This window comes from Azospira sp. MPR-E4 (assembly GCF_058809645.1).
Genome location: NZ_JBXAST010000040.1, coordinates 17,003 through 29,239, shown reverse-complemented (window position 1 = coordinate 29,239; position 12,237 = coordinate 17,003). Strand labels below are relative to the sequence as shown.

At 68.3% G+C, this 12,237-nt stretch carries 12 protein-coding genes; 8 read left to right on the top strand and 4 right to left on the bottom strand.

Going from position 1 to position 12,237, the window contains the following annotated elements; all coding sequences use genetic code 11:
• Positions 1-323, bottom strand: a 323-nt coding sequence (locus AC1RTA_RS12060) for a DnaA N-terminal domain-containing protein (protein WP_492784824.1), incomplete at its 3' end; no start/stop codon positions are given.
• A gap of 398 nt (positions 324-721) precedes the next feature.
• Here AC1RTA_RS12060 and rpmH point away from each other — a divergent pair.
• From rpmH to AC1RTA_RS12020, 8 genes are all read left to right on the top strand, one after another.
• On the top strand, positions 722-856 hold the full coding sequence (gene rpmH / locus AC1RTA_RS12055) for a 50S ribosomal protein L34 (RefSeq protein WP_014235940.1): 135 nt from the start codon (positions 722-724) through the stop codon (positions 854-856).
• A gap of 32 nt (positions 857-888) precedes the next feature.
• The gene (gene rnpA, locus AC1RTA_RS12050; RefSeq protein ID WP_416244307.1) at positions 889-1,362 is read left to right on the top strand and encodes a ribonuclease P protein component; all 474 of its coding nucleotides are present in this window, start codon (positions 889-891) and stop codon (positions 1,360-1,362) included.
• A complete protein-coding gene (yidD, locus tag AC1RTA_RS12045; RefSeq protein ID WP_014235942.1) occupies positions 1,362-1,592 on the top strand; it encodes a membrane protein insertion efficiency factor YidD in 231 nt (76 codons plus the stop codon). The genes rnpA and yidD overlap by 1 nt, the downstream gene beginning before the upstream one ends.
• Before the next feature lie 55 nt (positions 1,593-1,647).
• A complete protein-coding gene (gene yidC / locus AC1RTA_RS12040; protein WP_492784823.1) occupies positions 1,648-3,303 on the top strand; it encodes a membrane protein insertase YidC in 1,656 nt (551 codons plus the stop codon).
• Positions 3,304-3,367: 64 nt separating this feature from the next.
• Positions 3,368-4,720, top strand: a complete 1,353-nt coding sequence (gene mnmE / locus AC1RTA_RS12035; protein WP_492784822.1) for a tRNA uridine-5-carboxymethylaminomethyl(34) synthesis GTPase MnmE — start codon at positions 3,368-3,370, stop codon at positions 4,718-4,720.
• A gap of 83 nt (positions 4,721-4,803) precedes the next feature.
• Positions 4,804-5,895: a hypothetical protein gene (locus AC1RTA_RS12030; RefSeq protein WP_492784825.1), complete on the top strand. Its 1,092-nt coding sequence runs from the start codon at positions 4,804-4,806 to the stop codon at positions 5,893-5,895.
• A 180-nt stretch (positions 5,896-6,075) separates the two neighbouring features.
• Entirely contained in the window at positions 6,076-7,230 is a 1,155-nt protein-coding gene (locus AC1RTA_RS12025; RefSeq protein ID WP_492784821.1) for an ABC transporter substrate-binding protein, read from the top strand.
• Between the two features lie 31 nt (positions 7,231-7,261).
• Positions 7,262-8,431, top strand: coding sequence for an ABC transporter substrate-binding protein (locus AC1RTA_RS12020; protein ID WP_492784820.1), 1,170 nt, complete (start codon positions 7,262-7,264; stop codon positions 8,429-8,431).
• 148 nt (positions 8,432-8,579) lie between these two features.
• Here the strand turns inward: AC1RTA_RS12020 and AC1RTA_RS12015 are convergent, their stop codons facing one another.
• From AC1RTA_RS12015 to AC1RTA_RS12005, 3 genes are read right to left on the bottom strand one after another with little or no spacing between them, the layout of a single operon-like run.
• Positions 8,580-9,335: an ABC transporter ATP-binding protein gene (locus AC1RTA_RS12015; RefSeq protein ID WP_492784819.1), complete on the bottom strand. Its 756-nt coding sequence runs from the start codon at positions 9,333-9,335 to the stop codon at positions 8,580-8,582.
• Positions 9,335-11,113, bottom strand: a complete 1,779-nt coding sequence (locus AC1RTA_RS12010; RefSeq protein WP_492784818.1) for a branched-chain amino acid ABC transporter ATP-binding protein/permease — start codon at positions 11,111-11,113, stop codon at positions 9,335-9,337. Before AC1RTA_RS12010 ends, AC1RTA_RS12015 begins: the two co-directional genes overlap by 1 nt.
• Positions 11,113-12,162 (bottom strand): branched-chain amino acid ABC transporter permease, encoded by a 1,050-nt coding sequence (locus AC1RTA_RS12005; RefSeq protein ID WP_492784817.1) that lies wholly within the window; start codon positions 12,160-12,162, stop codon positions 11,113-11,115. The genes AC1RTA_RS12010 and AC1RTA_RS12005 overlap by 1 nt, the downstream gene beginning before the upstream one ends.
• Between the last annotated feature and the right edge of the window lie 75 nt (positions 12,163-12,237).

Sequence of the window (12,237 nt, the reverse complement as noted above, 5' to 3'; positions counted from 1 at the left end):
GTTCGGGGGGCGGCGGCGGGAATCTCGGCGGGCGCGGCTGCCGGCGCCGTGGGCCGGGCCACCGCCACGGCGGTGCGGCCGCCGCCGATGCCCAGGCTGATGGCGACAGGGGCGGAGAAGTGGCTGTGGGCCAGCTCCTCGATGCGGGACAGGTAGCGCTCCTTCACCCACTTCAGGATGAAGCCGTTGGGCGCGAGCAGGCGCAGGCCTTCGGCGAGGTTGTCCTCGCCTTCCAGCCGCAGGGGCTTGATCCAGGTGTTGAATTGCTGGGGCGGCAGTTCTTGTTCGAACTGGCTCAGACAGATTGACCAGAAACCGCTCATTACCTCAACCACTCGGAAACCGGACGCCGGGGGCGCCCCGTCAGCCGGGGACAAGTCCGGTTCGGAGGCCGCAGCCCCCGGGCCGGCAGGATGGGGCCCCGCAGGGCCCGACCCGGAAAATAAAAAAGCCTACGCTTCAATAGGCTGGGAACGGGGCACAGGCCAGGGCCGTGCCGCCGGGAATCGCGTGCTCCGGAAAAGGCGGCAGCGGGTTTGTTGCATTTTTACAATGGCGCTGCCGGCCAGAGCGAAGGCGCATTTTAGCCTGTCTGGGAAAAGTTATCCACAGGCCGGGGCGAATTTTCCCGGGGCGGCCAATCGTTTTGTTCTTGACAGCCCGGGGGTTAACCCATTCTAATTGCGCGTTTATCTTTCCCCAAGCATCAAGGACTTAAGACATGAAGCGCACTTACCAACCCTCCGTCGTCCGTCGCAAGCGTACCCACGGCTTCCTGGTCCGCATGAAGACCAAGGGTGGCCGCGCCGTCATCCGCGCCCGCCGCGCCAAGGGCCGCAAGCGTCTGGCCGTTTGATCGGACCTGACCTGCCCGGTAGCTCCGGGGAGGTGACGCCGGTGTCTGACGAGTCTCGACTCCAGGCCCCCCGGCGCTTTCCCTTCCCCAAGCGCTACCGCTTGACCAAAACGGATGAGTTTTCATCCGTTTTTGGTTTTCGGAGGGCCATAAAAGGCCCTTACTTCCTCCTGCACTGGCGTCTTTGCAGTCCGGAGGAGGCCCGACAGGGCGCCCGCCTGGGCCTGGTGGTCGGCAAGAAGCTGTGCCGTGCCTCCGTCGGCCGCAACCGGGTGAAGCGTCTGGCCCGGGAAGCCTTCCGCCTGCAGCGGCAGGATTTCCCGGCGGTGGATTTGATCCTGCGTCTGGGAGTTTCCCTGGACAAGGCCAAGCCGCGGCCGAGCAAGGCGGAAATGGCAGCCGAGATCGCCGGCCTGTTGCGGCGCCTCAGCCGTCGCCTGGCGGAACCCCGGGATGCCGGCAACCCGCCGCCCGCCGCAAACCCGGCAGCACCGGAGCCTCGGTAATGAAACGACTCAGAGCCCTCAGCATCATGCCGTTCCTGCTGCTGTTGCGCGTCTACAAATACGCCATCAGCCCCATGCTGGGTCGTAATTGTCGTTTCGAACCGAGCTGTTCCGACTATACTGCCGAGGCTCTGAAGAAGCACGGCGTGATCAAGGGGCTGTGGTTGGGCTCGCGGCGGCTGCTGCGCTGCCATCCCTTCCATCCCGGCGGTTACGATCCGGTGCCCTAAGTGGCTGCGCCACGCCGCGCCATGAATTCCAAAACCTGCAATCGATAGGCTGTGCATGGATAACCGTCGCCTGTTCCTGTTCCTGATCTTCGCCGTCTCCATCATCATGTTGTGGGACGCTTGGGTGAAACATAACCAGCCCAAGGATGTGCCGGCCACCGCCGCTGCCACCCAGGCCGGGGCCGCACCCGCTCCCTCCGCCACGCTGCAGTCCGGCGCTGCCGCCGTTGCCGCAGCCGTCGCCGCGCCGGCGCCGGTCAAGGCCGAGACCGTCACCATCACTACCGACCTGATGGTGGCCGACATCTCCACCCAGGGCGGCGATCTGGTGCGTCTCGAACTGCCCGGCTACAAGTCGGCCACCGACGAGAGCAAGCCCTTCCAGCTGTTCGGCGAGGACCACCGCTACAGCGCCCAGAGCGGCCTGATCGGCGACGGCCTGCCGACCCACAAGACCATGTTCAAGGTGCTGCCCGGCCCCCGCGAGATGGGCGACGGCAAGGAACTGCAGGTGCGCCTGGAAGCCGTGACCGACGGCGTCAAGGTGACCAAGGTCTATACCTTCCGCAAGGGCTCCTTCCTGGTGGATGTGGGTTATGAAATCCACAACGGCAGTGCCAAGGCCATCGCCCCCCACGCCTACTTCCAGCTGGCCCGGGACGACAAGGCACCGGCCGGCGAGTCCTCCATGGTCAGCGTCTATACCGGCCCGGCCCTGTATACCGAGCAGGACAAGTTCCACAAGCTGGCCTTCTCCGACATCGAGAAGGGCAAGGCCAAGGTGCCCCAGAACGCCGACAACGGCTGGGTGGCCATGGTGCAGCACTACTTCGTCTCCGCCTTCGTGCCCCAGGGCAAGTCGCCCCGCGAATTCTTCGTGCGCAAGGTGGAAGCTCCGGCCGACGGCAAGCCCGGCGTCTATTCCGCCGGCGTCATCGTGCCCGTGGCCCAGGTGGAAGCCGGTGCCCAGGGCAGCGTCAGCGTGCCCCTCTTCGCCGGTCCCCAGATCCAGTCCCAGCTCAAGCAGGTCGCCGAAGGCCTGGACCTGGTGGTGGACTACGGCTGGCTGACCGTCATCGCCGCGCCCATCTTCTGGGCCCTGGAGTGGATTCACAAGCTGGTGGGCAACTGGGGCTGGGCCATCGTGGTCCTGACCATCGCCCTGAAGCTGATCTTCTTCCCCCTCTCCGCCGCCTCCTACAAGTCCATGGCCAAGATGCGCCAGGTGACGCCGCGCCTGCAGCACATCAAGGAGCACTTCGCCGACGACCGCCAGCGCATGAACCAGGAGATGATGGATCTGTACCGCAAGGAAAAGATCAATCCCCTCGGCGGCTGTCTGCCCATCCTGATCCAGATTCCCGTGTTCATCGCCCTCTACTGGGTGCTGCTGGGCGCCGTGGAAATGCGCAACGCGCCGTGGGTCGGCTGGATTCACGACCTCTCCGCCCAGGACCCGTTCTACATCCTGCCGGTGATCATGATCGCCACCATGGTGATCCAGACCCGTCTCAACCCGACCCCGCCGGACCCCATCCAGGCCAAGGTCATGATGATGATGCCCTTCGTCTTCGGCTTCATGTTCTTCTTCTTCCCGGCCGGCCTGGTGCTGTACTGGGTGGTGAACAACGTGCTGTCCATCGCCCAGCAGTGGCAGATCACCCGCATGATCGAGGCTGGCGGCAAGGCGGCCAACGACGCCAAGGCCTGATGTCCGCGAAAAGGCCGCCTGAGGGCGGCCTTTTTTTCGTTAACGCTCCGGAATCCTCCCCGCCATGATGCCCCGCACCGACACCATCGCCGCCATTGCCACCGCTCCCGGCCGGGGCGGCGTCGGGGTCGTGCGCATCTCCGGCAGCGGCCTGCTGCCCCTGGCCGAACAGCTCACGGGCAGGCTGCCCCGGCCGCGCCACGCCACCCTGGCCGATTTCCGCGCCGCCGACGGCAGCGTCATCGACAGCGGCCTGCTGCTCTTCTTCCCCAACCCGTCCTCCTTCACCGGCGAGGACGTGCTGGAACTGCAGGGCCACGGCGGCCCGGTGGTGCTGCAGATGCTGCTGGCCCGCTGCCTGGACCTGGGCGCCCGTCTCGCCGAGCCCGGCGAGTTCACCCGCCGCGCCTTCCTCAACGGCAAGCTGGACCTGACCCAGGCCGAAGCCGTGGCCGACCTCATCGACGCCACTACCCAGGCCGCCGCCCGCAGCGCCGTGCGCTCCCTGCAGGGCGAGTTCTCCCGGGAGATCCGCGTCCTCACCGACGAGCTGATCGAACTGCGGGCCCTGACCGAGGCCACCCTGGACTTCCCCGAGGAGGAGATCGACTTCCTCAAGGCGGCCAACGCCTTCGGCCGCCTGGACAGCCTGGCAGCCAGGCTGGAGGCGGTGTTCGACCGGGCCCGCCAGGGCCGCCTGCTGCAGAACGGCCTGCACGTGGTGCTGGCCGGCCAGCCCAACGTGGGCAAGTCCAGCCTGCTTAACGGCCTGGCCGGCGACGAGCTGGCCATCGTCACCCCCATCGCCGGCACCACCCGGGACGTGGTGCGGGGCAACCTGCAGATCGAGGGCATCCCGCTCCACGTCATCGACACCGCCGGCCTGCGGGAGACGGAGGACGAGGTGGAGCGCCTGGGCATCGAGCGCACCTGGCGCGAGATCGAGAAGGCCGATGTGCTGGTGTTGCTGGCCGATGCCCGGGAAGGCATCGCCCATGGGGAGGAGGCCATCCTCAGGCGCCTGCCGCCGGAGCTGCCGCGCATCACCGTCTACAACAAGATCGACCTCACTGACCGGGCGCCGGAGCGCCATGAGGAGCCGGAAGGAGGGGAGGGCTGCGTCGCCATTTCCCTTTCCGCCAAGAGCGGCGCCGGCCTCGACCTGCTGCGCCGGGAGCTGCTGCGCATCGCCGGCTGGCACGAGGCGGAAGACGTCTTCATCGCCCGGGAGCGCCACCTGCGGGCCCTGGCTGCCGCCCAGGAGCACCTGCAGCTGTCGCGCCAGCGCCTGCCGGCCCTGGAGCTTTTCGCCGAGGAACTGCGCCTGGCCCAAAACGCCCTCTGCGACATCACCGGCGAGTTCACCGCCGACGACCTGCTCGGCGAAATCTTCGGCCGCTTCTGCATCGGCAAGTAGGCCCCGCCGGGCCAACCCCGGTGGCATTTTTCCAGGTCTAGAATGGGTTTTTCCCATTCCGAGCCGGAGGTGTTGCCGTGGCCATGCGTCTTTCTTCCCTCTCCCCCGCCGTCCTGATCCTCTCCCTGGGGGCGGCGCACCTGTCGGCGGTCGCTGCCCCGGTCAGCTACGAGATGAACCTGCGCACCCTGTCCGGCCTCGGGGCCGGCGGCATGGGCGGGGTCATGGGCATGATGTTCGGCAGCAAGCCCGGCGCCAGCCGCAGCATGGACCTGCGCCTGACCAACCCGGCCGACCTGCCGCCCGACTACAGCGCCAGCCACCAGGTGCCCGAGACCATGGGCATTGGCCCCCTGCTGCCCCTCAAGGGCGAGCGGCGCAGCGGCGGCCAGGGCGGCGGCAGCGATGGCGAGGCCGATGGCCGGGTACTCATCTACTGGGGCTGCGGCCCGGTCGTGGCCAAGGGCCAGCCCGAAATCCTGGATTTCCGCACCATGGCGGGAAAGGTCTCGCCCGAGGTCATGGCCATGGCCCGCCAGGGCCGCAACATGGGCAAGGGCGGCCCGGGCGCCGGGGCGGACGGCCTGCCGCCCCGCTCCCTGCACTGGCCCGCCGGTGACCGGGACTTCAAGGGCCTGCCCGATGGCGCCTCGGCGGTGGGCGAGCATGTGGTCAAGGCCAGCTTCCTGACGCCGGACATCCGCTTCACCCTGGGGGCGGCCATGGATTTCCTCGAGCCCATTAACCTCAAGGCCGGCAATACCAACCTGCGCAGCGCCGTTCCCCTGAGCTGGGACGCTTCCTCCCGGGTGCGGGGCTACGATCTCAACGCCGTGGCCGCCAACGGCGACAAGGAGGTGGTGCTGTGGCTGGCTGCCCGCAACAAGAGTCCCATGCTGCCGGGCAGCCAGCGCGAATGCACGGTGCCCGAAGGCATTTTCGCCAAGGCAGAGATGGCCATGGTCTCCGCTGTGGCCCACGGGCCGAGCCAGGGCTTTGCCTATCCGCCGCAGAAGCCGGCGGAGAAGAAGCCCCTGGTGTGGAGCGCGGTGGTGCGGGTGACCGGCTACGACAGTCTGGCCCTGGGCCTGGAGCAGGCCGCCGGTGACGCGGCGGTGGAGTCGGCGGCTCCGGCCGGTGTCGGGGGGCTGCTGAAGGGCATCTTCGGCCGCTGATCCCGGGTGGGGGTGCCGCGGGACGCCCTTTCCGGGTCCCCACCGGCGCCCCTGGGCCGGCGCCATCCTCCTCCGGCGCCCGCTCTTCCCCTGGGGGGAGGGGGCCGGGTATGATCCTCCGCTGGGTGTGAGCCCCCGCCGTCCCGGCGGTACTAATATAAAAAACGCAGTGGAGGAGTCATGAAACTGAACGCCCTGGTGGCGGCATTGCTGCCGCTCGCCTGTATTTCCCTATCCCGTCCCGCCCTGGCCGACCTCAATGTCGGCATCACCCTCTCCGCCACCGGTCCGGCGGCATCCCTGGGCATTCCCGAGAAAAACACCGTGGCCCTGCTGCCGGCCAGCATCGGCGGGCAGAAGGTCAATTACATCGTCCTCGACGATGCCTCGGACACCACGGCGGCGGTGAAAAACGCCAAGAAGCTGATCGGTGAGCACAAGGTGGATCTCATCATCGGCTCCACCACCACGCCCAACTCTCTGGCCATGATCGACACCGTGGCCGAAGCGGAGACGCCCATGATCGCCATGGCCGCCTCGGCCCGCATCGTCGAGCCCATGGACGAGAAGCGCAAGTGGGTGTTCAAGACGCCCCAGAACGACGCCCAGATGTCCACCGCCATCGTCGAGCACATGACCAGCAACAACGTGAAGACGGTGGCCTACATCGGCTTTGCCGACGCCTACGGCGAAGGCTGGTACGGCGAGTTCGCCAAGGTGGCGGAGGTGCGCAAGCTGGCCCTGGTGGGCAACGAGCGCTTCAACCGGGCCGACACCTCGGTCACCGGCCAGGTGCTGAAGCTGCTCGCCGCCAAGCCCGACGCCATCCTCATCGGCGCCGCCGGCACCCCGGCGGCCCTGCCCCAGAAGGCCCTGCGGGAGCGGGGCTACAAGGGGCCGATCTACCAGACCCACGGCGTCGCCAACAACGACTTCCTGCGGGTCGGCGGCAAGGAGGTGGAGGGCACCCTGCTGCCCAGCGGCCCGGTGCTGGTGGCGGCCCAGCTGCCCAACGACAACCCGGTGAAGAAGTCGGCGGTGGAGTACGTGGGCAAGTACGAGGCGGTGCACGGCAAGGGCAGCGTCACCGCCTTCGGCGGCTATGCCTGGGATGCGGGCCTGCTGCTGGCCCAGGCCGTGCCGGTGGCCCTGAAGAAGGCTCAGCCGGGCAGCCGGGAATTCCGCAAGGCCCTGCGCGACGCCCTGGAGGCGAGCCGCAACGTGGCCGGCGCCCACGGGGTGTACAACATGAGCGCCCAGGACCACCTGGGGCTGGACCAGCGGGCCCGGGTCATGGTCACCATTCAGGACGGAGCCTGGAAGCTGGTCAAGTAGTCGCAGGACAACATCACAGGGAGAACGCACCATGCAAGGAAGCTGGAGTATTCCCGGGGCCAGGTTGGGTGCATCGCTGCTCGGCCTGTCCCTGTTGTTCGCAGCACCCGCCCGGGCCGACCTCAACGTCGGCATCAGCGTCTCGGCCACCGGCCCGGCGGCGTCCCTGGGCATTCCCGAGAAGAACAGCGTGGCCCTGCTGCCGACCAGCATCGGCGGGCACAAGGTCAATTACATCGTCCTCGACGACGCCTCGGACACCACGGCGGCGGTGAAGAATGCGCGCAAGCTGATCGCCGAGCACCGGGTGGACGTCATCGTCGGTTCCACCACCAGCCCCAATTCCCTGGCCATGATCGACGCGGTGGCGGAGGGCGAGACGCCCATGCTGGCCCTGGCCGCCTCCAGCCGCATCGTCGAGCCCATGGACGAGAAGCGGCGCTGGGTCTTCAAGCTGGCCCAGAACGATGCCCACATGGCCACCGCCCTGGTGGAGAGCATGACCAGCCAGCAGGTGCGCAGCGTCGCCTACATCGGCTTTGCCGACGCCTACGGCGAGGGCTGGTTCAACGAGTTCGCCAAGATCGCCGAGGCGCGCAAGCTGCGGCTGGTGGCCAACGAGCGCTTCAGCCGCAGCGACACCTCGGTCACCGGCCAGGTGCTGAAGGTGCTGGCGGCCAGGCCGGACGCGGTGCTCATCGGCGGCGCCGGCACCCCCGCGGCCCTGCCCCAGAAGACCCTGCGGGAGCGGGGTTACAAGGGCCTGATCTACCAGACCCACGGCGTCGCCAACAGCGACTTCCTGCGGGTCGGCGGCAAGGAGGTGGAAGGGACTTTGCTGCCGGCGGGGCCGGTGCTGGTGGCGGCCCAGTTGCCGGCGGACAACCCGATCCGCAAGGTGGCCCTGGACTATGTGGGGCGCTACGAGGCGGTGCACGGCAAGGGTAGCGTCTCCACCTTCGGCGCCCACGTCTGGGATGCGGGCCTGCTGTTGCAGCACGCCGTGCCCCTGGCCCTGAAGAAGGCCCAGCCGGGCAGCCCGGAATTCCGCAAGGCCCTGCGCGAGGCCCTGGAAAACACCCGGGACGTGGTGGGCTGCCATGGGGTGTACAACATGGGGCCGACGGACCATCTGGGCTTCGACCAGCGGGCCCGGGTCATGGTCAGGATCGACAACGGCGCCTGGAAGCTGCAGCCCTAGGGCCGCCCCCGGCAAGAGAAAAGGCCCGGGCCGCCGAGGGGCGGCACCGGGCCTTTTTCATGTACCCCTGCCAGGAGGCAGGCGGGATGCGGCTGGCGGGGCAGGGATGGCGGAAACGGCCGTCCCTATTGCCTTTCAGGCCGAATCCTCAGGCGGTCTTTTTCCCGCCCAGGCCCAGGTAGGTTTCGATCACCCGGGGATCGTCGGCCAGTTCGTGGCTGGGGCCTTCCAGGGAGACCTCGCCGGTTTCCAGCACGTAACCGTAGTCGGCCACCTGCAGGGCGGCCCGGGCGTTCTGTTCCACCAGCAGGATGGAGACGCCGGTCTGCTTCAGCTCGGCGACGATGCGGAAGATTTCCTTGATGATGAGGGGGGCGAGGCCCAGGGAAGGCTCGTCCAGCATCAGCAGTTTCGGCTTGGCCATCAGGGCCCGGCCCATGGCCAGCATCTGGCGCTCGCCGCCGGACAGGGTGCCGGCGGCCTGGGTGCGCCGCTCCTTGAGGCGGGGGAAGAGGGCGAACACCTCCTCCATGGTCTGGGCGTGGTCCCGCAGGCCGCTGCGGTAGCGGTGGAAGGCGCCCAGCAGCAGGTTGTCCTCCACGCTCATCTCGGCGAACAGCTCCCGCTTTTCCGGCACCAGGGTCAGGCCCTGGCCGACCCGCTCTTCCACTTCCACATGGGCGTCCAGGTCATTGCCGACGTAGGCCACCTCGCCCCGGTAGGGCAAGAGGCCCATCAGGGCGGAGAGCAGGGTGGTCTTGCCGGCGCCGTTGGGGCCGATGACGGTGACGATCTCGCCCTCGCGGATGCGCAGGCTGACCTTGTGCAGGGCTTCCACCTTGCCGTAGGCGACGCACAGGTCGCTCACTTCCAGCACGGGCTTGGGTTCGTGCGCGGCGTTCATCATTCCACTCCCCCCAGGTAGGCTTCCAGCACCGCCGGATTTTTCTGGATTTCCTCCGGCAGGCCCTCGGCCAGCTTTTCGCCGAATTCCATGACCACCACCCGGTCGGCCAGGCCCATGACGAAGTCCATGTCGTGCTCCACCAGCAGGATGCCCATGCCTTCGCCGCGCAGCTTGCGCAGCAGCTCGGCCAGGGCCTGCTTTTCCAGGTAGCGCAGGCCGGCGGCGGGCTCGTCCAGCAGCAGCAGGCAGGGGTCGGCGGCCAGGGCCCGGGCGATTTCGATGATGCGCTGCTTGCCCAGGGCCAGGCTGCCGGCGGCGTCGAACATGTGTTCGGCCAGGCCCACCCGCTCGATCTGGCGCGCCGCCTCGGCCAGCAGACGGGCCTCTTCGGCCCGCTCCAGGCGCAGGCCGGCGGCCAGGTAGTTGTGGCGGCCCCGCAGGTGGGCGCCGATGGCCACGTTCTCCAGCACCGTCATGCCCGAGAGCAGGCGCACGTGCTGGAAGGTGCGGGAGAGGCCGAGGCGGGCGATGTCCCGGGCCTCCAGGCCGGCCACCGGCTGGCCGAGGAAGCTGATGCGGCCTTCGCTGGGCGGATTGACGCCGGAAATGCAGTTGAACATGGTGCTCTTGCCGGCGCCGTTGGGGCCGATTAGGGCCATCACCTCGCCGGCCTGCACCGTCAGGGCCATGTCCTTGTTCGCCACCAGGCCGCCGAAGCGCTTGGTGACGCCTTCGGCCTGCAGCAGCACGGTGCCGGCGGCGGGCATCTGGCGCCGCGGCAGGGGCTCGGCGGCGGCCACGGCGTGGCGCTCCTGCTTCGGCGCCGGCACCAGGCGGGCGATGGCCGGCCACAGGCCGTTGCGGGCCCGGTGCAGGACGAAGATCATCATCAGGCCGAAGACGATCACCTCGAAGTTGCCGCTCTGGCCCAGCAGTTCCGGCAGCAGGTCCTGCAGCCACTGCTTGAGCACGGTGATGAGGCCGGCGCCGACCACGGCGCCCCAGACGTGGGCGACACCGCCGATCACCGCCATGAAGAGGAATTCCACCCCCTGATTGATGGAGAACGGGGTGGGATTCACGAAGCGCTGCAGGTGGGCGTAGAGCCAGCCGGAGACGCAGGCATAGAGCGCCGCCACGGTGAAGATGACGATCTTGGAGCGGGCCGTGTTCACGCCCATGGCCTCGGCCATGACGGTGCCGCCCTTGAGGGCGCGGATGGCCCGGCCTTCCCGGGAATCCAGCAGGTTGCGGGTGGCCAGCATGGCCCCCAGCAGCACCACCCAGATCAGGTAGAAGAAGCTGCGGCTGTCCTTCAGTTCCAGGCCGAACAGGGACACCGCCGGGATGCCGGTCACGCCGGTGTGGCCCCCCAGCCATTCCAGGTTGCCGAAGAGGAAGTAGAGGCTGATGCCCCAGGCGATGGTGCCCAGGGGCAGGAAGTGGCCCGACAGGCGCAGGGTGATGAAACCCAGGCAGAGGGCGAAGGCCAGGGTCAGGCCCAGGCCGGCCAGCAGGGTCAGCCAGGGAGAGACGCCGTAGGCCGTGGTCAGGTAGGCCGTGGTGTAGGCGCCGAGGCCGACGAAGGCGGCCTGGCCGAAGGAGGTGAGGCCGCCGACGCCGGTGAGCAGCACCAGGCCCAGGGCCACCAGGCCGTAGAGGCCGATGTAGTTGAGCAGGGTGACGTGGAACTCCGGCAGCCACAGGGGGCCGGTGGCGAGGAAGAGCAGGAAGGCGGCCAGGATGGCCCGGGCCGGGGAGAGCTTGGCGGACATTATTCCTCCTCCTCCTCGACATGGTGGGAGGTGAGGGAGCGCCACACCAGCACCGGGATGATGAGGGTGAACACGATCACTTCCTTGAAGGCGCTGGCGTAGAAGGAGGAGTAGGACTCCAGCAGGCCCACCAGCACGGCGCCGAGGGCGGCCACGGGGTAGGAGGCGAGGCCGCCGATGATGGCGCCAACGAAGCCCTTCAGGCCGATGAGGAAGCCCGAGTCGTAGTAGAGGGTGGTCATGGGCGACACCAGCACGCCGGAGAGGGCGCCGATGAAGGCGGCCAGGCCCAGGGACAGCTTGCCGGCCATGGTGGTGGAGATGCCCATCAGGCGGGCGCCGGTGCGGTTGAGGGCGGTGGCGCGCAGGGCCTTGCCGTACACCGTGCGCTCGAACAGCACGTAGAGCACGGCGATGAGGGCGGCGGAGGCGAACAGGATCCACAGGGTCTGGTGCTGCAGCAGCAGGGGGCCGATTTCCAGGGCACCGTCGGAGAAGGGCTGGGTGCGGAAGCCTTCGGCGCCGAAGAAGACCAGGCCTAGGCCGATCAGGGTCATGTGCAGGGCCACGGCGACGATCAGCAGTACCAGGGAGGAGGCTTCGGCGATGGGCTGGAACACCAGGCGGTAGAGCAGGGGGCCCAGGGGCACGACGATGCCCAGGGTGAGCAGGATCTGCAGGGGCAGGGCGAGGGCCGCCAGGGCCTCCGCCTCCAGGCCGGAGATCAGGCCCAGCAGCACCAGGGGCAGGCCCAGGTTGCCGAGGACGATGCCCGGCAGGCGCTTCAGGTTGCCGCTCTTGAGGGCCAGGCCGCCGTCGATCAGGAGCACGGCGACGCCGAGGATGACGGCCAGCCATACCGTGCCCGGCAGCTTGCCGGCCTGGATGGCGGCCAGGGTGAGGGCGCCGTAGGCGACGAATTCGCCCTGGGGCAGAAAGATCACCCGGGTGACGGCGAACACCAGTACCAGGGCCAGGGCCAGCAGGGCGTAGATGGCGCCGTTGGTGAGGCCGTCCTGGCCTAGGAGCAGAAGAATTTGCAGATCCATGAGTGCTTTCAACGCCGCGGCCCCGGGGGAAGCCCGGGGCCGGCGTTTGGCTGGGTAATACGGTTAGGCGTTCAG

Coding starts and splice junctions, on each gene's coding strand:
- rpmH (WP_014235940.1), top strand. CDS start 722: ATGAAGCGCACTTACCAACCCTCCGTCGTCCGTCGCAAGCGTACCCAC.
- yidD (WP_014235942.1), top strand. CDS start 1,362: ATGAAACGACTCAGAGCCCTCAGCATCATGCCGTTCCTGCTGCTGTTG.
- yidC (WP_492784823.1), top strand. CDS start 1,648: ATGGATAACCGTCGCCTGTTCCTGTTCCTGATCTTCGCCGTCTCCATC.
- mnmE (WP_492784822.1), top strand. CDS start 3,368: ATGATGCCCCGCACCGACACCATCGCCGCCATTGCCACCGCTCCCGGC.
- AC1RTA_RS12030 (WP_492784825.1), top strand. CDS start 4,804: ATGCGTCTTTCTTCCCTCTCCCCCGCCGTCCTGATCCTCTCCCTGGGG.
- AC1RTA_RS12025 (WP_492784821.1), top strand. CDS start 6,076: ATGAAACTGAACGCCCTGGTGGCGGCATTGCTGCCGCTCGCCTGTATT.
- AC1RTA_RS12020 (WP_492784820.1), top strand. CDS start 7,262: ATGCAAGGAAGCTGGAGTATTCCCGGGGCCAGGTTGGGTGCATCGCTG.
- AC1RTA_RS12015 (WP_492784819.1), bottom strand. CDS start 9,335: ATGAACGCCGCGCACGAACCCAAGCCCGTGCTGGAAGTGAGCGACCTG.
- AC1RTA_RS12010 (WP_492784818.1), bottom strand. CDS start 11,113: ATGTCCGCCAAGCTCTCCCCGGCCCGGGCCATCCTGGCCGCCTTCCTG.
- AC1RTA_RS12005 (WP_492784817.1), bottom strand. CDS start 12,162: ATGGATCTGCAAATTCTTCTGCTCCTAGGCCAGGACGGCCTCACCAAC.